Here is a 24,671-nt window from a genome sequence, read left to right as displayed (position 1 = left end):
TAGCGGGTCACTCCCCGCCGGAATCGGCTGTGACCTGCGAGACCATGACCGCGGTCGGCTCCGGCCCACTGTCCTGGGAGGGCACGAGGTTGTCCAGCACCAGCCCGGGGAACACGCCGAGGACGAGCGTGGCCGCCACACCCAGGGTGATGACCCCGCCGGTGAGCACGCCCGCGCGCACCACCGTGGGCGCCTCGTGCCCGGGGTCGCGGAAGAACATCACCACGATGATCCGGACGTAGAAGAACGCCGTCACCGCGCTGCTGAGCACGCCCACGACCACCAGCGGCGCCGCGCCCGCGGACAGCGCGGCCTCGAACACCGCGAACTTGCCGATGAACCCGCTCGTGAGCGGGATCCCCGCGAAGGCCAGCAGGAACAGCGCCAGCGCCCCGGCCAGGGCCGGGTGGCGGCGGCCCAGTCCGGCCCACCGGTCGATCTCGTTGAGCTCCTGCGCCCCGTCCTTGGTGCGCACCAGGGTGACCACGGCGAAGGCGCCCAGCGTGGTGAACCCGTACGCGCCCAGGTAGAACATGGCGCCCGCGAGCCCGTCCGTGCTGCCCGCCACCACGGCGGTGAGGATGAACCCGGCGTGCACGACCGACGAGTAGGCCAGCAGCCGCTTGATGTCGCGCTGTGTGACCGCGACCACCGCGGCGACGACCATCGTGAGGACGGCCACCGTCCACAGCATCGGCTCCCACACGTCGGCCGAGCCGCCGAAGGGCACGAAGAACACCCGCAGCAGGGCGCCGAACGCGGCGACCAGCGTGCAGGAGGCCATCAGGGCCGTGATCGGGGTGGGGGCGCCCTGGTAGACGTCCGGCTTCCAGTTGTGGAAGGGCACGGCGCCGACCTTGAACAGCAGGCCGATCGCGACCAGGCCCACGCCCATGAGCAGGAGCGGCTCCCCGTTCCCGCCGTCGGCGAAGATCGGCGCTCCCCCGGCCGCCACGGCCTCGCGGACCGCGGCGAAGTTCACCGACCCCGCGTAGCCGTAGACCATCGCGATGCCGAACAGGAAGAACGCCGAGGCGAACGCGCCCAGCAGGAAGTACTTGACCGCGGCCTCCTGGGAGAACAGGCGGCGGCGCCGGGCCAGCCCGCACATCAGGTACAGCGGCAGGCTCATCACTTCCAGGGCGACGAACATGGTCAGGAAGTCGTTCGACGCCGGGAACATCAGCATGCCCAGCACCGCGAACAGCACCAGCGGGTACACCTCGGTGTGCTGGGAGCCCGCCATGATGTGCGCGCGCTCCTCCTCGCTGCCGGGCACCGTCGCGGCCTGCGCGGCGAACGCGTCCCGGCCGTCCCCGCGCTCGGTGATCAGCACGAGGCTGACCAGCGCCAGGACGGTGATGGTGCCCTGGAAGAACAGGACCGTGCGGTCCACCGCCAGTGCTCCGGCGGCGACCGTGGTGCCCTCCTGCCCCACCGAGCCGACCTGGAGGACGAGCAGGACGAACGTGGTCAGCAGCGCCAGGACGGCCAGTCCGATCTGCGGGCCGCGGCGCCGCCCCTGGGGCAGGAACGCCTCGAACAGGACCGCCAGCACACCGGCCGCGAACACCGTGAGCAGGGGCGCCAGCAGCCACCAGTCCAGCTGCGGCGCGGCCTCGGTGATGGTGCGCTCCGCGGCCGTGTGCACCGCCTGCGCGGGGTTGAGGGGGATCACTCGTGGTCTCCTTCCTCAGAGGCACCGTCGGCGACCACTCCGGCCTCGGGCACGATCTCCACCGTCCGTTCGACGGCGGGGTTGATCACGTCCAGCAGGGGCTGCGGGTACAGCCCGAACGCGATGATCAGCGCGATGAGCGGACCGACCGCCCACATCTCGCGCACGGACAGGTCACGCAGGCCCGTGAGCTTCTCGGGGACCGGGCCGGTCATGGTGCGCTGGTACATCCACAGGATGTAGAGCGCGGCCAGCACCACGCCCGCGGTGGCCAGTACGGCCGGGACCGGACTGAAGGCGTACACGCCCACGAACACCAGGAACTCGCTGACGAACGGCGCCAGGCCGGGCAGTGCCAGACCCGCCAGGCCGACCACCAGGAACGCCCCGGCCAGCCGCGGCGCGACCTTCTGCACTCCCCCGTAGTCGGCGATGCGCGCCGAGCCCCGGCGGGCGACGAGGAAGCCCACGATCAGGAAGAGCGCGCCGGTCGCGAACCCGTGGTTGACCATGTACAGCGCCGCTCCGGCCTGCCCCTGCGGGGTCAGCGCGAAGATGCCCAGGGTGATGAAGCCGAAGTGGGACACCGACGTGTACGCGATGAGGCGCATCATGTCGCTCTGCCCGATGGCCAGGATCGCCCCGTAGACGATGCTCACCAGGCTCAGCCCCACCACCGGCCACACGAACCAGGACACGGCGGAGGGGAAGAGTTCCAGGCAGAAGCGCAGCATCCCGTACGTGCCGACCTTGTCCAGCACACCGACCAGCAGGACGGCGGTGCCGGGGCGCGAGGCCTGCGCGGTGTCCGGGAGCCAGGTGTGCACGGGCCACATCGGCGCCTTGATCGCGAAGGCGATGAAGAAGCCGAGGAACAGCCACCGCGCGGTCGACGGGTCGATCGCGGCCAGCGCGCCGCCCGGGTCGGTCAGGTCGGTCCACAGGAACGTGCCGCCGTAGACGTACACGCCGATGACCGCGACCAGCATGACCAGGCCGCCAGCGAGGCTGTACAGCAGGAACTTCACGGCGGCCTTGGCGCGCTCGTCGCCGAGCCCGTACCGGCCGACCATGAAGTAGACCGGGATCAGCATGGCCTCGAAGAACACGTAGAACAGGAAGACGTCGGTGGCGGCGAAGACGCCGACCATCATCGCCTCCAGCACGAGGATCAGCGCGAAGTAGCCGCGCCCGCCGTCCTCCCGGTCGTCGTACTCGTTCCAGGCGGCGATGATGACCAGCGGCACCAGGACCGCCGACATCAGGATCAGCACCAGGGCGATGCCGTCGACGCCGACCGCGTAGTGGACGCCGAAGCGCGGGATCCAGGGGACGACCTGCTCGAACTGGAGGCCGCCCGCCTGCGAGGTGTCGAAGCGCAGCGCCATGGCGGCGACCACGAGCAGCGTCGCGAGCGAGGTGCCCAGCGCGATCCGCTTCGCGGTCCGCCCGTCGGCCGACGGGCCCGCGCCCGGTCCGGTCGCGGGCCGGACCCGGGTGGCGGTGCCGCCGCCGGAGGCCTGCGCCGACGAGGTCGCGACGGCCGGCTCGGCGGGCGCCTTGGCGCGTGGCAGCGCCCAGATCAGGACCGCGCCCACGACGGGCAGCGCGATGGCGATGGTGAGCCAGGGGAACATTGTCTAGAACCTCACAACCAGCGTCGCGGCGACGATGACGGCGCCGAAGAGCATGGTGAGCGCGTAGGAGCGGGCGAACCCGGTCTGTGTCCTGCCGAGCCCGGACGAGGAGTCGCGCACGCTCGTGCCGAGTCCGTTGACGGCGCCGTCGATGACCTTGTCCTCGATCACGACCAGCGCCTTGGTGAGGACCTGGCCGGGTCGCATGAGCAGGCCCTCGTTGATCTCGTTGCCGTACAGCTCGCGGGCCGCGGCGACCGTGACGAGGTTCCCCTCGGGGGCGGTGGCGGCCACCGGCCGGCGCAGGTACATCGCCCAGGCCGCGGCCACGCCGAGGACCAGGACGACCAGCGCGGCGATGCCGTAGGGGGCGGTGAACGCGTGCGCCACGTCGAAGTGGTGCGGGTGCGCGCCGGTGGCGGGGGTGAGGAACGCCGCGAACCGGTCCCCCAGCATCAGGAACCCGCCGAGCGCCACCGAGCCGATCGCCAGCACGACCATGGGGGCGGTCATGCTGGTGGGCGACTCGTGCGGGTGCACGCCCTCCTCCCAGCGCTTGGCGCCGAAGAAGGTCATGAACATCATCCGCGACATGTAGAACGCGGTCAGGGCGGCGCCGGCGATGACGGCGGTGCCCAGCACCAGGCCCTCGGTGCCGCCGATGCCGAAGGCCGCGGAGATGATGCTCTCCTTGGTCCACCAGCCCGACAGGAACGGCACGCCGATGATGGCCAGGTAGCCGAGCCCGAAGGTGGCGAAGGTGATCGGCATCTTCGTGCGCAGCGCCCCGTACCGGCGCATGTCCACGCCGTCGTTCATGGCGTGCATGACCGAACCGGCGCCCAGGAACAGCCCGGCCTTGAAGAAGCCGTGCGTGACCAGGTGGGCGATGGCGGCCACGTAGCCGACCGGGCCGAGCCCGGCGGCCAGGACCATCATGCCGATCTGGCTCATCGTGGAGCCGGCCAGGGACTTCTTGATGTCGTCCTTGGCCGAGGCGATGATCCCGCCCGCGAGCATCGTCGCGGCGCCGACCACGGTGACGGCCGTCTGGGCCACCGGGGCGCCCTCGAAGATCGGCCCGGCGCGCACGATGAGGTACACGCCGGCGGTCACCATGGTGGCCGCGTGGATGAGCGCCGACACCGGCGTCGGGCCCTCCATCGCGTCGAGCAGCCACGCCTGGAGCGGGAGCTGCGCGGACTTGCCGCAGGCGCCCAGGAGCAGGAGCAGTCCGATCGCGAGCAGGACGCCGTCGCCGGCGGCCGGGACCGCGGCGAACACGTCGCTGAAGCTGACCGCGCCCAGCACCGAGAACATGATCATGATCGCCACGAGCAGGCCGATGTCGCCCACCCGGTTGATCAGGAACGCCTTCTTGGCGGCGGTGGCCGCGGACGGCTTGTACTGCCAGAACCCGATGAGCAGGTAGGACGCCAGGCCCACGCCCTCCCAACCGAGGAAGAGCAGGACGAAGTTGTCGGCCAGCACCAGCACGAGCATGGCCGCGACGAACAGGTTGAGGTAGGCGAAGAAGCGCCGCCGACCCGCGTCCTCGGCCATGTAGCCGACCGAGTAGAGGTGGATGAGGGAGCCGACGAAGGTGATCAGCAGGACGAACGTGATCGACAGGGGGTCGATCAGCAGGTCGACCCCGGCGGTGAAGCCGCCGACCGCGAACCACTCGTAGACGGGGACGGAGACGGTGCGCGCGTCGGGGGCGCGGCCGAGCAGGTCGACCAGGACGGCGAGCGCCCAGGCGAAGGAGGCCACCGGCAGGGCGGCGCCCAGCCAGTGCCCCCAGGCGTCGGTGCGCCGGCCGCCGAGCAGCAGGACCGCCGCGCCCGCGAGCGGCAGGGCGATGAGCAGCCAGGCGTTCGACAGCACCGCGCCGTCGGCCAGGGTCGCCGCCCCCGTTTCGGCGGCGAGGTAGGTGTGAGGTGTCACTTCCACGTCGCCTTCTAGTGCTTGAGCAGGTTCGCGTCATCGAGCGACGCGGACCTGCGGGTTCGGAAGATCTGCATGATGATCGCGAGTCCCACGACCACCTCGGCGGCGGCGACGACCATCACGAAGAACGCGATGACCTGCCCCTCGATGTCACCGTGCATCCGGGCGAACGCCACGAACGCCAGGTTGCAGGCGTTGAGCATGAGCTCGACGCACATGAAGACGATGATCGCGTTGCGCCGGATGAGCACGCCGACCGCGCCGATGGTGAAGATCAGCGCCGCGAGGACGATGTAGTTCATCGGGTCCACGAGGACTCCACCTCCTGCCCGTTGCTGTTGCCGTTCTCCTCGGTGTCCTCGTCGGTCCGGTCGTCCTCGGCCAGGACCGGCCGGCCCTCCTTGGAGCGGGTGGAGTCGGAGGCCCCGCCGGGCAGCGGGGGCCGTCCGGCCCGCACGTCACCGGGCACGCGCGACTGGTACTCCGGGTCGCGCGCGGTGAGCACCGGGTTGAGGGACAGGGACGCGACCGAGCCGTCCGGCAGCAGCGCGGGCATGTCGATCGCGTTGTGCCGGGCGTAGGTGCCCGGTCCGGGCAGCGGGGTCGGGTGGTCGCCGCGGATGCGGTCCTCGGAGATCTCCCGCTGGGTGCGGCGCTTCTTCGTCCGGGCGGTGTGCGCCAGGACCATGGCGCCCAGGACGGCCGTGATGAGCAGCGCCCCGGTGGCTTCGAACGCCACCACGTAGCGCAGCAGGAGCTCGCCCGCGATCCACGGGACGGTGCCGCCGGCGGCCGCGGCCCCGGCGGCGATGCCCTGCGGGTCGCCCACGACGATGCGGGAGATGCCGGTGGTCAGGGCGCCGACGAAGGCCAGCGCCACGACCGCGGTCATGACGCGCTGCCCGCTCAGCGTCTCCACCAGGGAGTCTGCCGAGCTGACGCCGATGAGCATCAGCACGAACAGGAACAGCATGAGGACGGCGCCGGTGTAGACGACGATCTGGACGACCATGAGGAACGGCGCCTCGTTGATGCCGTAGAACACGGCCAGGCTGACCATCGTCAGGGCCATCGACAGCGCCGAGTGCACGGCCTTGCGGGAGAAGACCACGCCCAGGGCACCGAGGACGGCCACGGTGCCCAGGACCCAGAACACGGACGCCTCGCCGGTGCCGATGGGCGCGGCCGCCGCGATCACGGCGGTGGTGGCTGCGGTGTTCAACGGACCGCCTCCGTGCTCTCCGGCCGGTCCTGCGTCCCGTGCTGGCCGCGTCCGGTCGCGTAGTAGTCCTGCTCGTCGTCGCCGAGCCGCATCGGGTGCGGCGGCGCCTCCATGCCCTCCTTGAGGGGGGCGAGCAGCTGCTCCTTCGTCCAGATCAGGCTCTGCCTGCTGTCGTCGGCCAGCTCGTACTCGTTGGTCATGGTGAGCGCGCGGGTCGGGCAGGCCTCCACGCACAGCCCGCACAGGATGCAGCGCAGGTAGTTGATCTGGTAGACGCGGCCGTAGCGCTCACCGGGCGAGTACCGGTCGTCGTCGCTGTTGTCACCGGCCTCGACGTAGATGGCGTCGGCCGGACAGGCCCAGGCGCACAGTTCGCACCCGATGCACTTCTCCAGACCGTCGGCCCACCGGTTCAGCTGGTGCCGACCGTGGAAGCGCGGCGCCGTGGGGCGCTTGACCTCCGGGTACTCGATGGTCGGCACCTTCTTGAACATGGTGTGGAAGGTGACGCCGAATCCCTTGACGGGGTTGAGCCACTCAAGCACCGGTAACCTCCTCACCCTTCTTGTTGCTGTCGCCGCCGACGGCCGCGGCCGTCCTCGGCGGTTCGGCGAGCACGCTGCTGCCGTAGTGCGGGGCGGTGCTCGGGGGCACCGGGAAACCGCCGAAGGCGGGATCCTTGTGGGCGCGGCGCGCGTTCTCCGCACGCAGGCGGGCGTCCTCCGCGCGCTCGCGGCGCACGTGGCGGGCCCAGGAGTAGAAGGCGGCGATCGTGGCCGCCGAGAAGCCGGCGACGACCAGGCCGACGACCACCGGGGAGGCGTCGTCCAGGATGAGCATCCGGACGACGGCGACCGCGGTGATCCACACGAGCTGGACGGGGATGAGCACCTTCCAGCCGAGCTTCATCAGCTGGTCGTAGCGCACCCGGGGCAGGCTGCCGCGTGCCCAGATGAACAGGAACATCACGCACAGGAACTTGAGCAGCCACCACAGGGCGGGCCACCAACCCTCGTTGGCGCCGGGCAGGAGCGCGGTGACCCCGGGCGGCGCCAGCCAGCCGCCGAGGAAGAGCGTGACGGAGACGGCGGCGACCGTCACCATGTTCACGTACTCGGCGAGGAAGAACATCGTGAACTTCATGGACCCGTACTCGGTCATGAAGCCGCCGACGATCTCGCCCTCGCCCTCGGCGAGGTCGAAGGGGAGCCGGTTGGTCTCGCCGATCATCGTCACCAGGTAGATGAGGAAGGACGGCAGGAGCAGCACGGCGAACCAGAGCCCGCGCTGGGACTCCACGATCCCGGAGGTCGTGAGCGTCCCGGACATCAGGAAGACCGCGACGAAGGACAGGCCCATCGCGATCTCGTAGCTGATCACCTGCGCGGAGGCCCGCAGGCCGCCGAGCAGGGCGTAGGGCGACTGGGAGGCCCAGCCGCCGAGCACGAACCCGTACACGCCCAGGGCCGCGGTGGCCAGGACGACGAGCGCGGCGATGGGCAGGTCGGTGAGCTGGAGCGGGGTCGTGACCCCGAACATGTTCACCTCGGGGCCGATCGGGATGACCGAGAAGGCGATGAACGCGGGCACGGCCGCGATCATCGGCGCGGCGATGTAGACGAACCGGTCGACCCCGCGCGGGATCAGGTCCTCCTTGAGGGAGAGCTTGATGCCGTCGAACAGGGACTGCAGGAGGCCGAAGGGCCCCATCCGGTTCGGTCCGTGGCGCTGCTGCATCCGGCCCATGACCTTGCGGTCGGCCATGATCATCATCAGCACGCAGACCATGAGGAAGACGAAGATGGCCACGGCCTTGATGGTCGTGATCCACCACGGGTCCTGCCCGAAGGCGGTCAGGGTGCTCTCCGAGGCCAACTGGACCGCGTGCGGAGCGAGAGCGGGGGTCACTGCTGCCTCCCGTTGGTGTCGGACGCGGCCACGATGACCGTGGAGCCGGCGCCGCCGCCCAGGTCGCGGCGGATGTCGCAGCCGTCGGCGTTGGCGGGGAGCCAGACCACGCGGTCGGCGACGTCGGTGACGACCGCGGGGACGGTCACCGAGCCGTAGGGCCCGGTGACGTGCACGGTTCCGCCGTCGTTCACGCCGATCTCGTCGGCCGTGGCCCGGGACAGGTACGCGCGGGCCCGGCGGGCGGTCCCGGCGAGGAAGGGCTCGCCGTCCTCCATGCGGCCGGTGCCCAGCAGCTGGCGCCAGGTCGACAGGACGGCCTGGCCGGGCCCGACCTCGGGGACGGGGACCGGCCGGGCCGCGGGCGAGGCGGGCCGCTCGCCCGACCAGCGGCCCAGGTCGCGCAGCTCCGCGTAGGCCGCGGCGGCGTCGGGCAGGCCCAGGTGCACGTCCATGGCGTCGGCGACGGCGGACAGGGCCCGCTGGTCGGACAGGGCGCCGGGGACCCTGAGCGCGTCGCCGAAGGGCCGGTGGCGGCCCTCCCAGTCGACGAACGTGCCGGACTTCTCCGCGACGGCGGCGACCGGCAGGACCACGTCGGCGCGGTCGGTGACCTCGCTCGCGCGCAGTTCGAGGCTGACCACGAACGGCACCCGGGCCAGGGCGGCACGGGCGGCCTCGGGGTCGGGCAGGTCGTCCAGCTCCACCCCGGCGATGACCAGGGCGTCCAGGTCGCCCGCGGCCGCGGCCTCGATGATGGCCGCGGTGTCGCGGCCCGGGGTCTCGGGCAGCGTGCCCACGTTCCAGGCGCGTGCGACCTCGGCGCGCGCGGCCGGGTCGGCGACGGGGCGCCCGCCCGGCAGCAGGCCGGGCAGCGCGCCGGCGTCGATCGCCCCGCGCTCGCCCGCGCGGCGCGGGATCCACGCCAGGCGGGCGCCGGTCCGCCGGGACAGGGCCGCGGCGGCGCTCAGCGCGCCGGGGACGGCGGCGAGGCGTTCGCCGACGAGGATGACCGCGCCCTCGCCGCCGAGGGCCTCGACCACGCCGGGGTGATCGACGTCCAGGGCGTTGAGCACGCGGGCCTCGTCACCGGGCACGGCCCGCACGAGCGAGCCGTCCAGCTTGGTCAGACCGAGGCTGGCGTGCGAGGCCAGCGAGTGGACGCGCACCCCCTTCTTGCGCACGCCCTTGCGCAGGCGCAGGAAGACCAGCGGCGACTCGTCCTCGGGCTCGAACCCGGCCAGGAGCACGGCGGGCGCCTTCTCCAGGGCGGTGTAGTCCACGTCGACGGGGGTTCCGGCGACGTGGGCGGCCAGGAAGTCGGCCTCCTCCGCGGAGTGGGCGCGGGCGCGCAGGTCGATGTCGTTGGTGCCCAGGGCCACCCGCGCGAACTTGGCGTAGGCGTAGGCGTCCTCGTAGGTGAGGCGGCCCCCGGTCAGGACGCCGACCCGGCCGCGGGCGGCGCCCAGGCCGCGCGCGGCGATCGAGACCGCCTCGGACCAGGAGGCGAACTCCAGGGCGTGGGACTCGTCGTCGCGGACCAGGGGGCGGGAGAGGCGGTCGGGCTGCGTGGCGTAGGTGAACGCCCACCGCCCCTTGTCGCAGTTCCACTCCTCGTTGACCTGCGGGTCGTCCCCGGCCAGGCGGCGGGTGACCTTGCCGCGCCGGTGGTCGGTGCGCTGGGCGCAGCCGGAGGCGCAGTGCTCGCACACGCTGGGCGTGGAGACCAGGTCGAAGGGCCGTGACCGGAACCGGTAGGCGGACCCGGTGAGGGCGCCGACCGGGCAGATCTGGACGGTGTTGCCGGAGAAGTAGGAGTCGAAGGGCTGCCCCTCGGCGATGCCGACCTGTTCCTGGGCGCCGCGCTCCATCAGTTCGATCAGCGGGTCGCCGGCGATCTCCGCGGCGAAGCGGGTGCAGCGGGCGCACTGGATGCAGCGCTCGCGGTCGAGCAGCACCTGGCTGGAGAGCGAGATCGGCTTGGGGAAGGTGCGCTTGACGTCGACGAAGCGCGTCTCGCCCCGCCCGTTGGACATCGCCTGGTTCTGCAGGGGGCACTCGCCGCCCTTGTCGCAGACCGGGCAGTCCAGCGGGTGGTTGATCAGCAGGAACTCCATGATCCCGCGCTGGGCCTTCTCCGCCACCTCGGAGGTCAGGTGGGTGTTGACCACCATGCCCTCCATCACGGTGATGGTGCAGGAGGCCTGCGGCTTGGGCATGCCCCGCCCGTTGCCCATGTCGGGGATCTCCACCAGGCACTGGCGGCAGGCCCCGACGGGGTCCAGGAGCGGGTGGTCGCAGAACCGGGGGATCTGGATGCCGAGGAGTTCGGCGGCCCGGATCAGCAGCGTGCCCTTGGGAACGCGGATCTGGAACCCGTCGATCGTGACGGTGACGAGGTCCTCGGGGGGCGGCGCGGCCGCGGCGCCGCCGGAGGAGTTGGAGGTGACGGTCACTTGTTCCCTCCCCAGAGGGTGGCCTTGGAGTGGTCGAAGGGGCAGCCGCCCTTGTCCACGTGGTCGATGTACTCCTGGCGGAAGTGCTTGATGGAGGACATGACCGGGCTCGTGGCGCCGTCGCCGAGGGCGCAGAAGGAGCGGCCGAGCAGGTTGTCGCAGATGTCCAGCAGCTTGTCGAGGTCGGCTTCGGTGCCCTCCCCGCGCTCCAGCCGGTCCAGGACCTGGACCATCCAGAAGTTGCCCTCGCGGCAGGGCGTGCACTTGCCGCAGGACTCGTGGGCGTAGAAGGCGATCCAGCGGCCGACGGCGCGCACGACGCAGGTCGTCTCGTCGAAGATCTGGAGCGCGCGGGTGCCGAGCATGGATCCGGCGGCGCCCACCGACTCGAAGTCGAGCGGTGTGTCCAGGTGCTCGTCGGTGAAGATGGGCGTGGACGAGCCGCCGGGGGTCCAGAACTTGAGCCGGTGCCCGGCGCGGATCCCGCCCGCCATGTCGAGGAGTTCGCGCAGGGTGATCCCGAGCGGCGCCTCGTACTGGCCGGGGTTGGTGACGTGGCCGGACAGGGAGAAGAAGCCGAATCCGGCGGACTTCTCGGTGCCCATCGAGGTGAACCACTCGGCGCCGTTGGCGACGATGCCCGGGACGCTGGAGATGGACTCCACGTTGTTCACCACGGTGGGCGAGGCGTAGAGCCCGGCGACGGCGGGGAAGGGCGGCTTGAGCCGGGGCTGGCCGCGGTAGCCCTCCAGGGAGTCCAGGAGGGCGGTCTCCTCGCCGCAGATGTAGGCGCCCGCCCCGGCGTGCACGACGACGTCGAGGTCGAAGCCGCTGCCCTGGATGTCCTTGCCGAGGAGCCCGGCCTCGTAGGCCTCGGCCACGGCCTTGCGCAGGCGGCGGATGACGTGGACGACCTCGCCGCGCACGTAGATGAAGGCCTGGTGGGACTTGATCGCGTAGGAGGCGATCGCCACGCCCTCCACCAGCACGTGCGGGTTGGCGAGCATGAGCGGGATGTCCTTGCAGGTGCCCGGCTCGGACTCGTCGGCGTTGACGACGAGGTAGCGCGGGTTGGGGTTGTCCTTGGGCAGGAAACCCCACTTCATCCCGGTGGGGAAGCCGGCGCCGCCGCGGCCGCGCAGGCCGGACTGCTTGACCAGGTCCACGATGGCGTCGGGGTCCATCGACAGGGCCTTGGTCAGGGCGGAGTAGCCGCCGGTGGCCTTGTACCCGTCGAGGGTGAAGGAGTCGGTGCGGTCCCAGTCGCGGGACAGGATCGGGGTCAGGGTGGTCACTTGGCGCCCTCCTCACCCTGCTCGTCGGGACGGCGGGGAAGGTTCTCGGGGTCCGGGGCCCGCCAACCGCGCTCCTGGGCGAGTTTCAGCCCGGCGAGCGAGGGGCCGGCCGCCTGGACGCCCTCTCCGGCGCGGCCGTCGTCGAACCCGGCGAGCACGCGCGAGGCCTGCTTCCAGGTGCACAGGCTCGACGGACCGCGGGTGGGGGCGACGTCGTGGCCCAGGCGCAGGTCGTCGACCAGCTGCTTGGCGGTGGCGGGCGTCTGGTTGTCGAAGAACTCCCAGTTGACCATCACGACCGGCGCGAAGTCGCAGGCCGCGTTGCACTCGACGTGCTCCAGCGTGACCTTGCCGTCCTCGGTGGTCTCGGCGTTGCCCAGGTCCAGGTGCTCCTTGAGGGCGGAGAAGATCTCGTCACCGCCCATGACGGCGCACAGGGTGTTGGTGCACACGCCCACCTGGTAGTCGCCGCCGGGTTGGCGGCGGTACATGGTGTAGAAGGTGACCACCGCCTTGACCTCGGCGAGGGTGATGTCGAGCTGGTCGGCGCAGAACCGCATGCCGTCCTCGCTGACGTGCCCCTCCTCGGACTGCACCAGGTGCAGCAGCGGCAGCAGCGCCGACCGCGGCTTCGGGTAGCGGCTGATGATCTCCTTGGCGTCCTGTTCCAGACGCGCGAGGACCTCGTCGTCGAATGCGCTCACCGGTCCACGCCTCCCATCACGGGGTCGATACTGGCCACGGCCGCGACGACGTCCGCCACCGTCCCGCCCTCGCACATGGCGGCGACCGCCTGCAGGTGCGTGAACGAGGGGTCGCGGAAGTGCACGCGGTAGGGGCGGGTCCCGCCGTCGCTGACGGCGTAGCAGCCGAGCTCGCCCTTGGCGCTCTCGACGGCCGAGTAGGCCTGGCCCGCGGGGACCCGGAAGCCCTCGGTGACCAGCTTGAAGTGGTGGATGAGCGCCTCCATCGAACCGCTCATGATGTGCGCGATGTGGTCCGGGGAGTTGCCCAGGCCGTCGGGGCCGAGCGCCAGCTTGGCGGGCCAGCCGATCTTGGCGTCCTCGATCATCACCGGGCCGGGGCGGAGCCGGTCCAGGCACTGCTCGATGATCTTGAGGCTCTCGTGCATCTCGGCGATGCGGACCCGGTAGCGGGCGTAGACGTCGCCGCCGTCGGAGACGGGGACGTCGAACTCGTAGTTCTCGTAGCCGCAGTAGGGCTTGGCCTTGCGCAGGTCGAAGCCGAGTCCGGAGGCGCGGGCGAGCGGCCCGGTGACGCCGAGCGCCATGCATCCGGGCAGGTTGAGGTAGGCCACGTCCCGGGTGCGGGCGAGGTAGACGGGGTTCTCGTCCAGGAGCTTGCGCATGATCCGGACGCGCTCGGGCATCTCCGTGAGCAGCTCGCGGATCTTGCCGACCGCGCCGGGCGGCAGGTCCTGGGCGACGCCGCCGGGCCGGACGTAGGCGTGGTTCATCCGCAGGCCCGTGATGAGCTCCAGGATGTCCAGGATCATCTCGCGCTCACGGAACCCGTTGGTCATGACGGTGGTGGCGCCCAGCTCCATGCCGAACGTCGCCATGGCCACGAAGTGCGAGGCCATCCGGTTGAGCTCCATGACCAGGACCCGGATGACGCTGGCGCGCTCGGGGATCCGGTCGGTGATGTCGAGGAGCTTCTCGACCGCCAGGCAGTACGCCGTCTCGTTGAAGAGCGGCGTGAGGTAGTCCATGCGGGTGACGAACGTGGTGCCCTGCGTCCACGTCCGGAACTCCATGTTCTTCTCGATACCGGTGTGCAGGTAGCCGATACCGACGCGCGCCTCGGTGCAGGTCTCGCCGTCCAGGGTGAGGATCAGCCGCAGGACGCCGTGTGTGGAGGGGTGCTGGGGGCCCATGTTGACCACGAGGCGTTCGGCACTCGTGGCCTGGGCCTTCTCCACGACCTCGTCCCAGTCGCCGCCGGAGGCGTCGATGTAGTCCTCGGTGACGCTCATGCCGTGTCCCCCTTCGGAGCGGAGTGGTCGGTGGTGGTCCGTGGTCCGGGACTCACTTGTAGGACCTCCGTTCGTCCGGCGGGGGCACGGTGGCGCCCCGGTACTCGACGGGGATGCCGCCGAGCGGGTAGTCCTTGCGCTGCGGGTGGCCGTGCCAGTCGTCCGGCATCTGGATGCGGGTCAGCGCCGGGTGGCCGTCGAAGACGATCCCGAAGAAGTCCCAGGCCTCGCGCTCGTGCCAGTCGTTGGTCGGGTAGACCGACACGATCGAGGGGACGTGCGGGTCCTCGTCGGGGCAGGTCGTGGCGACGCGGATCTCGCTGTTGTGGGTGATGGACCGGAAGTGGTACACCGCGTGCAGCTCGCGGCCGGCGTCCTCGGGGAAGTGCACCCCCGCCACGCCGGTGCACAGCTCGTAGCGCAGGGCCGGGTCGTCGCGCAGCAGGCGCACCAGCTCCAGCAGCGCCTCGCGGCGCACGTGGAAGGTGAGTTCGCCGTGGGCGACCTCGATCCGCTCCACCGCGCCGGCGGACTCCCCCAGCGCCGCCTCCAGGTCGTCGGCCACGCGGTCGAAGTCGGCCGTGCGCGGGTCGTCGGGGTCGGTGAAGGGGCGGCTGCTCGCGGCGGGAGCGCTCCCCCGCACCTGGAGCCGGCCGAACCCGGAGGTGTCGCCGGTGGTGGTGGCGCCGAAGAGGCCGGTCCGCTTCACCGGGGCGGCCAGCCGCTCGCGGCCGAGCCGGTCGGGCAGGTTCTCGGCGGCCTCGTCGCGCTCGTTCTCGTTGCTCATGTCAGTCCTTGCTCACCAGCGGCAGCGAACGGCGGAGCATCCGCTCCTCGGTCTCGTCGATCTCCAGCTCCCGGTGCGCGCCGAGCTTGGTGTTCTGCACCTTGTCGTGGAGCTTGAGCACCGCGTCCAGGAGCATCTCCGGCCGGGGCGGGCAGCCCGGCAGGTACATGTCGACGGGGACGATGTGGTCGACGCCCTGGACGATGGCGTAGTTGTTGAACATGCCGCCGCTGGAGGCGCACACGCCCATGGCGATGACCCACTTGGGCTCGGGCATCTGGTCGTAGATCTGCCGCAGGACGGGCGCCATCTTCTGGCTGACGCGCCCGGCGACGACCATCAGGTCGGCCTGGCGCGGGGTGGCGCCGAACTTCTCCATGCCGAACCGCGCGAGGTCGTAGTGCGGGCCGCCGACCGACATCATCTCGATGGCGCAGCAGGCCAGACCGAACGTCGCGGGCCACATGGAGCTCTTGCGGGCCAGGCCCACGACCTGCTCGACGGTCGTGAGCGCGATGCCGCTGGGGAGCTTCTCCTCGAGTCCCATCAGCTGCTGACCTCCTCGGGCCGGTTGCGGTACGGGTGGCTGGAAGGTGAAGGGTGTGCCGCCGGCGTTCGTGTCAGTCCCATTCGAGGCCTCCGCGGCGCCATTCGTAGGCGTAGGCGATGGAGACGTTCACCAGGAAGAGGACGATCGCGATCAGGCCGAACCAGCCGAGGGCCTCGAAGTGCACCGCCCACGGGATGAGGAAGATGATCTCGATGTCGAAGATGATGAACATCATCGCCGTCATGTAGTACTTCACGGTGAAGCGGCCGCCGCCCGCGGGCTGGGGCGTGGGCTCGATGCCGCACTCGTAGGCCTGCATCTTGGCGCGGTTGTAGCGCTTGGGGCCCAAGACCGCCCCGGCCACCATCGACACCACGACGAACGCGGCACCGATCCCGCCGAGAACGAATATCGGGGTGTAGAGCTCCAACGGTCACCCTCCTTCTGGCTGGTCGGCACGTGCGGACGTGCTTGTGAACGTTTTCACGGGCTTCCCCGCGTGGGGGTTCCTTCCGGTCGTTCGGCGGGACGCGAGGGGCGTACCCGGCCCGGGTCTAGGCCGCGGGCGCGATCCTGGTCAGTCCGTTGATCACGCGGTCCATGGCGTCGCCCTGGGTGGGCTCGGTGAGGTTGGCGAGCATCTTCAGCGCGAACTTCATGAGGGTGCGCTGACGGAGGCCGTACTTCGTCGCGTACTTCATGAACTCGGGCTGTCCGATGACCTTCACGAAGTAGCGGCCCAGCGTGTAGTAGCCGCCGTAGGTGTCGGAGAGCACCTCGGGGTAGCGCAGCAGGGCGCGCTCGCGGGTCTGCTGGGTGGGACGCCCGTGCGCCTGCACGATCACGTCGGCGGCGATGCTTCCGGCCTCCATGGCGTAGGCGATGCCCTCGCCGTTGAAGGGGTTGACCATGCCGCCCGCGTCGCCGACCAGCAGCAGGCCGCGGGAGTAGTGCGGGACGCGGTTGAAGCCCATGGGCAGCGCCGCGCCGCGGATGCCGCCCTTCTGGTTCTCCTCGGTGAAGCCCCACTCCCGCGGCATGCTGTCGGTCCAGCGGCGCAGGAGCTTGCGGTAGTCCACGTCCTGGAAGGAGCGGGTGGAGTTGAGGATGCCGAGGCCGACGTTGCTGGTGCCGTCACCGACGCCGAAGACCCACCCGTAGCCGGGCAGGAGGACGTCCTTGTCGCCGCTGCGGTCCCACAGCTCCAGCCAGGACTCCAGGTAGTCGTCCTTGTGGCGGGGGCTCTCGAAGTAGGTGCGCACGGCCACGCCCATGGGGCGGTCGTCGCGCTTGCGGATGCCCATCGCCACGGACAGGCGCGAGGAGTTGCCGTCGGCGGCCACGACCAGCGGCGCCCGGAAGGCCACGGGCTCGCGGTCGGCGTTCTTGGCGTGCACGCCGACGATGCGGTTGCTGCGCTCGTCCATCAGCGGGCCGGTGACGGTGGTGCGCTCCAGCAGCTTGGCGCCGGCGGAGACGGCCCGGCCGACCAGGATCTCGTCGAAGTCGTAGCGGGTGCGCACGAGGCCGAACCCGGGATAGGACCCCAGGTCGGGCCAGGGCAGCTCCAGACGGGCTCCGGCGCCGACGATGCGCAGGCCGTGGTTCTTGATCCACCCCTCGTCCTCGAAGGTGATCCCCATGGCCGTCAGCTGCTTCACCGCCCGTGGGGTGAGTCCGTCGCCGCAGACCTTCTCGCGCGGGAAGGAGGTCTTCTCCAGCAGGAGGACGTCCAACCCGGCCTGAGCCAGGTAGTAGGCGGTCGTGGATCCGGAAGGGCCGGCGCCGACGACGATGACGTCGGCGTCGTACTCGATCCCTTCCCGGCCTCTGGGAGAGGAGGTGGCTGTCTCGCTCACGGGGTGGTCCTCGACTACTCGCGCGGTGCACCGTGGCGGGCCTGTGCGGGGTCGACCCGCTCACGGGGGTGTGCTTCGGGGCGGTTGTGTGCTGTCGACGCACCCCACAGGGGTGTGTGTGATGCGCCTCGTGGCCTTGTGAAGCACTTCACAAGCCCACTTTTCGCAGTCTAGACCCTCCGGAGCCGCGTGGCGACCCCCGGGGTGCCATTCCCACCGCGTCCCGCACAATCGTCCGAAAGCACGCAGAGAGCGCCAAGTCCGCCGCTACACGCCCATGACCCGACAAACGCCCAGCTCACGGGCAACGTTCTGCCACACGCGCCACACGCACAACAGAAAACCCCAAAGGACAGGTCGTCCCTTGGGGTTTTGGGGTGTTTCTCAAGTATTAAGTCATATGGGGCTTTTGCCGGGATTTACTTCTGGCGGAAGCCCCGGTGGAGCGCGACCGTGCCCAGCGTCAGGTTGCGCCAGGCCACCCGGGACCAGCCGGCGTCCTGGAGGTGGCGCGCCAGCGCGGGCTGGTCGGGCCAGGCCATGATCGACTCGGACAGGTAGTCGTAGGCCTCGCTGCGTCCGGAGAAGGCGCCCGCGATCCTCGGCAGGGCGGCCATGAGGTAGGTCGAGTAGAGCTTGTCCACGAAGGCCACGGGGATGTGGCTGAACTCGGCGATCACCAGGCGTCCGCCGGCCTTGGTCACCCGCAGCAGCTCGCGCAGCGCCTGGTCGATGTCGTTGACGTTGCGCAGCCCGAAGGAGATCGTGACGGCGTCGAAGGTCTCGTCGGCGAACGGCAGGTGCAGGGCGTCGCCCGCCACGAAGGTCACCCCGCCCCTGGAGGCCCCGCCGCGCCGCTGGGCGCCGGTCCGGAGCATGCCGAGCGAGAAGTCGCACGCGATCACCCGCGCGCCCTTGGTGACGAAGGACTCGGAGGAGGTACCGGTCCCCGCCGCCAGGTCCAGGACCAGCTCGCCGCTGTGGGCGTCGACCGCGCTGACGACGGCCCTGCGCCAGACGCGGTCCTGGCCGAGCGAGATGACGTCGTTGACGAGGTCGTAGTTGTCGGCGATGCCATCGAACATCGCCGCGACGTCCTGAGGCTGCTTGTCGAGCTTGGCGCGGGTCATGGTCACCACCTTACGGGGGCCGCCCCGCCCGCCGTCCCGGGGTTCGGCGACGGGAGTCCGGCGGGAGGTGGCCGGGGTCGGCCAATCCGCCGGGAAAGCCCTTCCCGCGCCCGCGCGGCCGTGGTACCCCAGTAGGGCGAAGGTCGCGCAGCACTCGCATCGCACCACCCCCCGCTTGGAGAGCCAATGAAGCGACGCGTCACGACCACCTTCGGCACCCTCACCGCCGCCCTGCTCCTGGCGGCGACCACGGCCACGACCGCCCACGCGGCCGACGGCGTCCTCACCATCAACTACACCGCGTACCAGGATCCCGCCGGGTGCTACCGGATCTCGGGGTTCTTCCCCTACAAGGTCGACAACCGCACCGACGAGAACGCGGTCGTCCACACCGGATGGCACTGTGACGGCGAATGGCTCGCCGTCGTACGTCCGGGCGAGACCCACTACGGCGAACTCGGCCACACCCTGTACATCCCCTGACGGGCACCCGCCACCACCGGGGGCGCCGGAATCCGCGAGGATCCGGCGCCCCTCGTGCGTTCGGCGGGCATCTCCCGCATCAAGTTCGTCACTGTATGTGTTTTGGTCGCGACTCTTTGACACAATGTGGGTCACCGATTCGACCGACCCCGCCTGAGCCTGGAGAGTCCTCCGTGAAACCCACCCGTACACTCACCGCGTTGACGATGGGCGCGCTACTGCTCCTGCCCGCCGGGATCACGACCGCCGCGCCGGCCGCGACCGCCTCCTCAGCGACGGTGAGCGAGCGCGCGGTGTCCTGGACCCCGCACGTGCTGGACGGAGCGGTCAAGGACATCCTCCGCGTCGGGGACACGGTCGTGGTGGCCGGGGACTTCCACCGGGTCGCCGACGCCGACCGGAGCCGCACGCACACCCGGAGCAACCTCTTCGCCTTCGAGCACGGCAGCGGTGAGATCCTGCGGCACTTCGCCCCGGACGTGAGCGGACAGGTGAACTCGCTGGCCGAGGGCCCCGACGGCACCGTGGTCATCGGCGGGCACTTCAGCGCGGTCAACGGCTCCGCGTCGCGCGGGCTGGCCCGGCTCTCGCTGGCGCACGGCCGGACCGACCCCCGGTTCGGTGCCGTCCTCGATGACGGGAGCGCCTACCGGCTCGCGGGCGACGGCGGCGACCTGTACGTCGGCGGCTCCTTCTCCGGCATCAACGGCATCGGTCAGCACGGCGTCGCCAAGCTCGACGCGGACAGCGGCGAGGTCGAGGCGGACTTCGCCCCCGGGATCGAGGAGCAGCGGCGCGGTCAGCTGCGCGTGCAGGACCTGGCGCTGAGCCCCGACGGGGACCGGCTCGTGATCAACGGGACCTTCACCCGCGTCGACGGCCACGACCGCCACCAGATCGCCATGCTCGACGCCGACGACGGCTCGGTCACCCCGTGGTCGACGTCCGCGTTCGAGCCCGACTGCGACTACTCCCGGATGCAGACCTACATGCGCCGGATGGACTTCTCCCCCGACGGCTCCTACTTCGCCGTGGTGACGGCGGGCGGCCCCACGGTCAAGCCGGGCCTGTGCAAGACGGTCACCCGGTTCGAGAACACCGACCGCCCCGGCGCCCGGCCCACCTGGAGCAACCACACCGGCGGGGACTCGCTGTACTCGGTCGAGGTGACCGGCTCCGCCGTCTACGTCGGCGGTCACCAGCGCTGGATGGACAACGAGGACGGCGCCCACAACGCCGGCCCCGGGTCGGTGGAACGCGAGGGCATCGCCGCCGTCGACCCCCGCACCGGCCGGGCGCTGCCGTGGAACCCGGGGCGCTCGCGCGGGCACGGCGTGGAGGCCCTGCACGCGACCGACGACGGGCTCTATGTCGGCAGCGACACCGAGCGCCTCGCGGACGCCTACCACGCCCGCCTGGGCATGTTCCCCACCACCTGAGCCCGAGCCGCGCGCCCTCGTCGGCCTCCGCCGACGGGGGTCCGCAACCTCAGGTGACGGGCTCGCCCTCTCGCCCTGCCCTGCGCGGCTTGCGTCCGCGGCGCCCCGAACCGCCGGACCCGCTCAGCAGCTGCTGGACCCGTTGGTGGGACAAGTGCACGACCTCCCCCATCGAACGCTGGGAGAGCCCCGCCTCGCGCATGGCCTCCAGCGCCTTGGCACGGCTGCGCTCGTGTTCGGCCATGGCCTCCATGAAGCGCGCCTCGGCGTCGATGACGTGCAGGACGTCCTCGGTCACGTCCTTGCCGCCGAACTCATAGCGCCAGGTGATCGTGAAGTTGGCGGGATCGGATCTCGTGAGGTCCGCGATGAACTCGGGAACCTCCTGTCGGACCTCGTCGAACTGCACATAGTCCGCTACGCCTGCGACGTTCTCCGGAAGGCCGTCGATCACCACCGCCCACAGGTCCACATCCCGCGTGACGGTGACTGTGTAGTCGGGCATCACTTCTCCATCCACTTCGTACCGAAGAGATGCGCCAAGCTGTCCTCCACACCTTGAAGCACCGTCCAGCTGAGCTCCCTCGGGTGGTCCGTGACACCGAAGAACCCGACTTCCGTCCCATCCGCGTCGACGACGGCGTACGTTCGGTGCGACCCCTTCCCTCGGCCCTGCATCTCCTCGATCCGCAGTCCTTGCTTGCGCGCATGCCTGCGCGCCAAAGCGAGGACAGCCCTCGCCCTGAGTCGCTTGTTCACCATGATGCTAATACTAGACGCATTGCAGAGCAAGCGGCTAGAAAACTAGAATTAAGGTCGGCAAGACAGCGTCACCTGTGCGGCCGATAACGCCCAAGACTTGTTGGCCAAGGGGTGTTGGCCAACAAGTCTTGGGCGTCTACCGTGGCGGGCATGACAGATTCCACACCCCCGTCCGGCTCCGACCCCCGGGCGGACGGGACGACCGATCCCTTCGCGAACGCCGCCGTGCCCGACGCCCGCTCCCTGCGCGGCCTGGCCCACCCGCTGCGGCTGCGCATCCTGAGCCTGCTGCAGAAGCGCGGCCCCGCCACCGGCAAGGCGGTCTCCGAGCGGCTCGGCGTCACCTCCGCCTCGGCCAGCTACCACCTGCGTCAACTTTTGGCGTACGGGTTCATCGAGGAGGCGTCCGAACTGGGTTCATCCAGGGAGCGCTGGTGGCGGGCCCCGCACCGGGGCTTCCGGCTCCCGGAGGAGTTGGACACCGAGGCACCCGAACTCAGCACGGCCGTCCGCATGGCCCTGGCCGCGCGCTGGGCCGAGGATCTGGGCGACGCCGTCCAGGTATGGAGCGCGCAGCCCGAGGGCTGGCGCGAGGCCCAGGTCATGTCCGAGCGCCGGACCCGGCTCACGCTGGACGAACTCGCCGCGCTGCGCGAGGAGGTCCGAGCGGTCCTCGACCGCTACGCGCGCGACGTGGAGGAGGACGTTCCCGGCGGGCGGGTGGTCACCACGCACTTCGCGGCCTTCGCCAGCCCGGATCCCGACGACGAACCGCCGCGGGACCCGGCGTGAACCGGCGCGGACGGCACCCCTCCGCCCCGAGCCGCCGCCCACTGGCCGGTCTCGTCCTGGCCCAGGCCTGCGCCTACACGGGCACCCGGCTGGCGCTGGTCGCCGTTCCGTGGTTCGTCCTCACCACCACTGGCAGCCCGGCCGACATGGGCCTGGTGACGCTGTGCGAGATGGGCGCCTACACCCTCGCCCGCCTCCTGAGCGGCCCCCTGCTGGACCGGATCGGACACCGCGTCGTCAGCGTCCGCCTGGACGTGCTCGCCGCCGCGGCGGTGCTGTGCGTGCCCCTCCTGCACGCCGCCGGCCTGTTGGCCTTCCCGCTGCTGCTGGCGCTCGTCACGGTCATCGGGCTGGCGACCGGCCCCTCCGAGACCGCGAAGGTGTCGCTGACGCCCTTCGTCGCGGCGGCCACCCGCACGAGGGTCGAGCGCGTCGCGGGGCTCACCGGAACCGTGGACCGCTTCTCCCAGACCGTGGGTCCGATCGCCGCCGGCGCGGTCGTGGCCGCGGCCGGCGCCCTCAACGCGCTCTACGCCAACGCCGTGCTCATGGTCCTGGCATCGGTCGTCCTGGCGCTGCTCGTCCCGCGCTCCCTCAGTACCGCCCCCGGAACCGCCCACGACACCGACGCCTCGCCCGCTTCCGACACCCCGGCCCCCATCGCGCCGACCGGTTACGTCGCCCAGCTGTGCGCGGGGTGGCGGGCCGTCTGGGGCGACGCCTGCCTGCGCGCGCTCGTGCTGATGATCATGGTCACCAACCTGGTGGACGTGGCCGTGATGACCGTCGTGCTGCCCGTGTGGGCCGAGGACGGCGGCGGGGGCGCGCAGACCGTCGGGCTGGTCGCCGGCGTTCTCGGCGGGGCGTCGGTGCTCGGGGCCGTGACGGCGGCATGGATCGGTCACCGGTTGCCCCGGCGGTTCACCTTCTTCGCCGCGTTCCTCGTCTCCGGGCCGCCGCGCATCCTGGTCCTGGCCCTGGACGTGCCGCTGTGGGCGGTCCTGGCGGTGTGGTGCGCCTCCGGGCTGGCGGGAGGCCTCATCAACCCGATCCTGTCGGCGGTCCTCTTCGAGCGGCTGCCCGCGGACATGACCGGGCGCGGGATTGCCGTGGTCGGAGCGCTCGCGCGGATCGGGGCGCCCGTCGGCGCACCCCTGATCGGCCTCGCCGTGGGACTGGCGGGCACCTCGCCAGTCCTGTTCGCCTGCGCGGGGCTCTACCTGCTGGCGACGACGCTGCCGGTGCTCGGTCCGGCCGCCGCCGCGATGGCGGCGCCGCCGGGGCCCTCGCCGGTCAGGACTCCCGGGGCTCCGGCTCCGCCCGCTTGACGGCCGCCTCCGGGCGTCCGTCCTCCTCGGGGGCCTCGTCCGGGGCCTCCTGGAGGTGGTCCTCACGGGAGGCGCCGCCCTCCAGCCGCTCGGCCACGCCCGGGGCCCTGCGGTTCTCGATCCGCCGCACGGCGGTGGCCGACATCTGGTCCCGGAGCCTGGACAGCAGGACGTAGGAGGCGAGCCCGCTGATGAGCCAGGCGAGCACGAGCGCGACCCACGACCGCGCACCGAACAGGTAGACCACTCCCAGTGCCCCCACGAACAAGCCGACTCGGGCGGCCGTGTACGTCAGCCAACTACGCATCGAAAAGCCTCACAACAGACGTTTACCTGGACTAGATTGGTCACCACGCCGCATCCACGCACGAGGCTCCCGGCCCCGGCGTGTTCCAGGCGGTCGCGAATCCCTCGCGGACGCCGCGTCGGAGGGGCTACCTCCAGGTTAAGGCCGTGCCCGGGCACTCACCCACCAGGTCCGGTAAGTCGCGATTCACCAAGTCATGGGATGTTTCCAATCCCGACAGGAGGGCCCGAACATCACGTTCCGGTCACATATCCGGTACTCCTCCCCCCATCGCGGCAATTTCTCCGAAAACTAGGGAGGAAACGGACCAACTCGTGCACACTAGGGGATCAAACGCCCGCCGCCCCCAAACTCCAAGGCGGGCATGATTGGGGGAACGTGAAGGTGGAACGAGCAACCGAACGCCTGTTGACCCCCGGGGAAGTGGCCTCACTCTTCCGGGTTGATCCCAAGACCGTGACACGCTGGGCCGCCTCCGGGCGGATCAGCAGCATCAGAACCCCCGGTGGCCACCGCCGCTTCCGGGAGTCCGAGGTCCGGGCCCTCCTGCTCGGAGAACCGAGCGAAAGCACCCCCTGAGGGCACCTGCCGTGCGCGGCCGCTCCGGGGCGTCCCGCCCGGCCGTGCGCAGTGGACAGATCAGAGTAGGCTGGAACCATGGTGTGGCTCGGTGGCCTGATCACGCTCGTGACGATCGTTCTGTGGGTGTACGCGTTCTTCGACGCGTTGACCACCCCTGCCCAGGAGGCTCGGAACCTCCCGAAGATCCTGTGGCTCGTCGTGATCGCGCTCTTCATGCCGGTCGGTTCGATCCTGTGGCTCTTCCTCGGGCGGCCCCGTCAGGACGTCGTGGCCCCGGGAGACGCGCCCTCCCCGGCTCAGGCCGCGAGCGCCGCGGACGACCTCGACCCGTCGGACTTCGCCAAGCCCTCCGACAGCCCGCACCCTCTCGGCCCGGACGACGACCCCGAGTTCCTGCGCGGTCTGCGTCGGCGGATCGACCCGGACGACTGACCACGACGAACAACACGACGGTGGGGCCGTGTCCGCGAGGGCACGGCCCCACCGTCGTTCTCCGTCCGGGCGGCGGGT

Annotated in this window: 25 protein-coding genes; 6 read left to right on the top strand and 19 right to left on the bottom strand. The window is 70.9% G+C overall.

Features of this window, described 5'->3' with window-relative positions:
* Nucleotides 1-7 precede the first annotated feature (7 nt).
* The 16 genes from nuoN to ADL05_RS12065 all read right to left on the bottom strand — a co-directional run bounded on the left by nuoN (nt 8) and on the right by ADL05_RS12065 (nt 18,468).
* Nucleotides 8-1,678: an NADH-quinone oxidoreductase subunit NuoN gene (gene nuoN / locus ADL05_RS12140; protein ID WP_053617025.1), complete on the bottom strand. Its 1,671-nt coding sequence runs from the start codon at nt 1,676-1,678 to the stop codon at nt 8-10.
* Nucleotides 1,675-3,315, bottom strand: a complete 1,641-nt coding sequence (locus tag ADL05_RS12135) for an NADH-quinone oxidoreductase subunit M (protein ID WP_053617024.1) — start codon at nt 3,313-3,315, stop codon at nt 1,675-1,677. Before ADL05_RS12135 ends, nuoN begins: the two co-directional genes overlap by 4 nt.
* A 3-nt stretch (nt 3,316-3,318) precedes the next feature.
* On the bottom strand, nt 3,319-5,262 hold the full coding sequence (nuoL, locus tag ADL05_RS12130) for an NADH-quinone oxidoreductase subunit L (protein ID WP_053617023.1): 1,944 nt from the start codon (nt 5,260-5,262) through the stop codon (nt 3,319-3,321).
* Between the two features lie 14 nt (nt 5,263-5,276).
* A complete protein-coding gene (gene nuoK / locus ADL05_RS12125; protein ID WP_053617022.1) occupies nt 5,277-5,576 on the bottom strand; it encodes an NADH-quinone oxidoreductase subunit NuoK in 300 nt (99 codons plus the stop codon).
* Nucleotides 5,564-6,487 (bottom strand): NADH-quinone oxidoreductase subunit J, encoded by a 924-nt coding sequence (locus ADL05_RS12120; RefSeq protein ID WP_053617021.1) that lies wholly within the window; start codon nt 6,485-6,487, stop codon nt 5,564-5,566. Before ADL05_RS12120 ends, nuoK begins: the two co-directional genes overlap by 13 nt.
* The gene (gene nuoI, locus ADL05_RS12115; RefSeq protein ID WP_053617020.1) at nt 6,484-7,032 is read right to left on the bottom strand and encodes an NADH-quinone oxidoreductase subunit NuoI; all 549 of its coding nucleotides are present in this window, start codon (nt 7,030-7,032) and stop codon (nt 6,484-6,486) included. Before nuoI ends, ADL05_RS12120 begins: the two co-directional genes overlap by 4 nt.
* Complete coding sequence (gene nuoH, locus ADL05_RS12110) at nt 7,025-8,395, bottom strand: NADH-quinone oxidoreductase subunit NuoH (RefSeq protein ID WP_053617019.1); 1,371 nt, start codon at nt 8,393-8,395, stop codon at nt 7,025-7,027. Before nuoH ends, nuoI begins: the two co-directional genes overlap by 8 nt.
* Complete coding sequence (locus ADL05_RS12105; protein ID WP_053617018.1) at nt 8,392-10,851, bottom strand: NADH-quinone oxidoreductase subunit G; 2,460 nt, start codon at nt 10,849-10,851, stop codon at nt 8,392-8,394. Before ADL05_RS12105 ends, nuoH begins: the two co-directional genes overlap by 4 nt.
* Nucleotides 10,848-12,146: an NADH-quinone oxidoreductase subunit NuoF gene (nuoF, locus tag ADL05_RS12100; RefSeq protein ID WP_053617017.1), complete on the bottom strand. Its 1,299-nt coding sequence runs from the start codon at nt 12,144-12,146 to the stop codon at nt 10,848-10,850. Before nuoF ends, ADL05_RS12105 begins: the two co-directional genes overlap by 4 nt.
* Nucleotides 12,143-12,850, bottom strand: coding sequence for an NADH-quinone oxidoreductase subunit NuoE (gene nuoE, locus ADL05_RS12095; protein WP_053617016.1), 708 nt, complete (start codon nt 12,848-12,850; stop codon nt 12,143-12,145). The genes nuoF and nuoE overlap by 4 nt, the downstream gene beginning before the upstream one ends.
* A complete protein-coding gene (locus ADL05_RS12090; protein WP_053617015.1) occupies nt 12,847-14,142 on the bottom strand; it encodes an NADH-quinone oxidoreductase subunit D in 1,296 nt (431 codons plus the stop codon). Before ADL05_RS12090 ends, nuoE begins: the two co-directional genes overlap by 4 nt.
* 52 nt (nt 14,143-14,194) lie before the next feature.
* Nucleotides 14,195-14,929: an NADH-quinone oxidoreductase subunit C gene (locus tag ADL05_RS12085; RefSeq protein ID WP_053617014.1), complete on the bottom strand. Its 735-nt coding sequence runs from the start codon at nt 14,927-14,929 to the stop codon at nt 14,195-14,197.
* A gap of 1 nt (nt 14,930) precedes the next feature.
* Nucleotides 14,931-15,476 carry an NADH-quinone oxidoreductase subunit B family protein gene (locus tag ADL05_RS12080; RefSeq protein ID WP_053617013.1) on the bottom strand — a complete coding sequence of 182 codons (546 nt, stop codon included), beginning with the start codon at nt 15,474-15,476 and terminating at the stop codon, nt 14,931-14,933.
* A gap of 73 nt (nt 15,477-15,549) precedes the next feature.
* Nucleotides 15,550-15,909, bottom strand: coding sequence for an NADH-quinone oxidoreductase subunit A (locus ADL05_RS12075; protein WP_053617012.1), 360 nt, complete (start codon nt 15,907-15,909; stop codon nt 15,550-15,552).
* A gap of 124 nt (nt 15,910-16,033) precedes the next feature.
* Nucleotides 16,034-17,338, bottom strand: a complete 1,305-nt coding sequence (locus ADL05_RS12070; protein ID WP_053617011.1) for a geranylgeranyl reductase family protein — start codon at nt 17,336-17,338, stop codon at nt 16,034-16,036.
* 419 nt (nt 17,339-17,757) lie between these two features.
* A complete protein-coding gene (locus tag ADL05_RS12065; protein ID WP_053617010.1) occupies nt 17,758-18,468 on the bottom strand; it encodes a demethylmenaquinone methyltransferase in 711 nt (236 codons plus the stop codon).
* Nucleotides 18,469-18,654: 186 nt separating this feature from the next.
* Between ADL05_RS12065 and ADL05_RS12060 the strand changes: the two genes are divergently transcribed.
* Nucleotides 18,655-18,951 (top strand): hypothetical protein, encoded by a 297-nt coding sequence (locus ADL05_RS12060; protein WP_053617009.1) that lies wholly within the window; start codon nt 18,655-18,657, stop codon nt 18,949-18,951.
* A 173-nt stretch (nt 18,952-19,124) separates the two neighbouring features.
* Nucleotides 19,125-20,390, top strand: coding sequence for a hypothetical protein (locus ADL05_RS12055; RefSeq protein WP_053617008.1), 1,266 nt, complete (start codon nt 19,125-19,127; stop codon nt 20,388-20,390).
* 49 nt (nt 20,391-20,439) lie between these two features.
* Here ADL05_RS12055 and ADL05_RS12050 read toward each other — a convergent pair whose 3' ends face one another.
* Both ADL05_RS12050 and ADL05_RS12045 read right to left on the bottom strand, forming a co-directional pair.
* Entirely contained in the window at nt 20,440-20,895 is a 456-nt protein-coding gene (locus tag ADL05_RS12050) for a hypothetical protein (RefSeq protein ID WP_053617007.1), read from the bottom strand.
* A complete protein-coding gene (locus tag ADL05_RS12045; protein WP_053617006.1) occupies nt 20,895-21,152 on the bottom strand; it encodes a hypothetical protein in 258 nt (85 codons plus the stop codon). Before ADL05_RS12045 ends, ADL05_RS12050 begins: the two co-directional genes overlap by 1 nt.
* A 150-nt stretch (nt 21,153-21,302) precedes the next feature.
* Here ADL05_RS12045 and ADL05_RS12040 point away from each other — a divergent pair, with 150 nt between their 5' ends.
* Both ADL05_RS12040 and ADL05_RS12035 read left to right on the top strand, forming a co-directional pair.
* The gene (locus ADL05_RS12040; protein ID WP_053617005.1) at nt 21,303-21,944 is read left to right on the top strand and encodes a helix-turn-helix domain-containing protein; all 642 of its coding nucleotides are present in this window, start codon (nt 21,303-21,305) and stop codon (nt 21,942-21,944) included.
* Nucleotides 21,941-23,272: an MFS transporter gene (locus tag ADL05_RS12035; protein WP_053617004.1), complete on the top strand. Its 1,332-nt coding sequence runs from the start codon at nt 21,941-21,943 to the stop codon at nt 23,270-23,272. Before ADL05_RS12040 ends, ADL05_RS12035 begins: the two co-directional genes overlap by 4 nt.
* Here ADL05_RS12035 and ADL05_RS12030 read toward each other — a convergent pair.
* A complete protein-coding gene (locus tag ADL05_RS12030; protein ID WP_053617003.1) occupies nt 23,238-23,579 on the bottom strand; it encodes a DUF4229 domain-containing protein in 342 nt (113 codons plus the stop codon). The two genes, ADL05_RS12035 and ADL05_RS12030, sit on opposite strands and share 35 nt — an antisense overlap.
* Nucleotides 23,580-23,957: 378 nt before the next feature.
* On the opposite strand from ADL05_RS12030, the gene ADL05_RS29650 reads away from it, so the two are divergent.
* Both ADL05_RS29650 and ADL05_RS12025 read left to right on the top strand, forming a co-directional pair.
* Nucleotides 23,958-24,158 (top strand): BldC family transcriptional regulator, encoded by a 201-nt coding sequence (locus ADL05_RS29650; RefSeq protein WP_082376318.1) that lies wholly within the window; start codon nt 23,958-23,960, stop codon nt 24,156-24,158.
* Nucleotides 24,159-24,236: 78 nt separating this feature from the next.
* On the top strand, nt 24,237-24,593 hold the full coding sequence (locus tag ADL05_RS12025; protein ID WP_053617002.1) for a PLD nuclease N-terminal domain-containing protein: 357 nt from the start codon (nt 24,237-24,239) through the stop codon (nt 24,591-24,593).
* Nucleotides 24,594-24,671: the final 78 nt, after the last annotated feature.

Source organism: Nocardiopsis sp. NRRL B-16309 (genome assembly GCF_001279585.1).
GTDB lineage: Bacteria > Actinomycetota > Actinomycetes > Streptosporangiales > Streptosporangiaceae > Nocardiopsis.
The sequence above is the reverse complement of the archived record's forward strand: the minus strand, read 5'-3'. Positions and strand labels throughout refer to the sequence as shown.

Bases quoted from the DNA above. Each gene is read 5' to 3' on its own strand.
- ADL05_RS12135 (WP_053617024.1), bottom strand. From the start codon at position 3,315: ATGTTCCCCTGGCTCACCATCGCCATCGCGCTGCCCGTCGTGGGCGCG.
- ADL05_RS12090 (WP_053617015.1), bottom strand. From the start codon at position 14,142: ATGAGCGTCACCGAGGACTACATCGACGCCTCCGGCGGCGACTGGGAC.
- ADL05_RS12085 (WP_053617014.1), bottom strand. From the start codon at position 14,929: ATGAGCAACGAGAACGAGCGCGACGAGGCCGCCGAGAACCTGCCCGAC.
- ADL05_RS12080 (WP_053617013.1), bottom strand. From the start codon at position 15,476: ATGGGACTCGAGGAGAAGCTCCCCAGCGGCATCGCGCTCACGACCGTC.
- ADL05_RS12065 (WP_053617010.1), bottom strand. From the start codon at position 18,468: ATGACCCGCGCCAAGCTCGACAAGCAGCCTCAGGACGTCGCGGCGATG.
- ADL05_RS12060 (WP_053617009.1), top strand. From the start codon at position 18,655: ATGAAGCGACGCGTCACGACCACCTTCGGCACCCTCACCGCCGCCCTG.
- ADL05_RS12050 (WP_053617007.1), bottom strand. From the start codon at position 20,895: ATGCCCGACTACACAGTCACCGTCACGCGGGATGTGGACCTGTGGGCG.
- ADL05_RS12045 (WP_053617006.1), bottom strand. From the start codon at position 21,152: ATGGTGAACAAGCGACTCAGGGCGAGGGCTGTCCTCGCTTTGGCGCGC.
- ADL05_RS12040 (WP_053617005.1), top strand. From the start codon at position 21,303: ATGACAGATTCCACACCCCCGTCCGGCTCCGACCCCCGGGCGGACGGG.
- ADL05_RS12030 (WP_053617003.1), bottom strand. From the start codon at position 23,579: ATGCGTAGTTGGCTGACGTACACGGCCGCCCGAGTCGGCTTGTTCGTG.
- ADL05_RS12025 (WP_053617002.1), top strand. From the start codon at position 24,237: ATGGTGTGGCTCGGTGGCCTGATCACGCTCGTGACGATCGTTCTGTGG.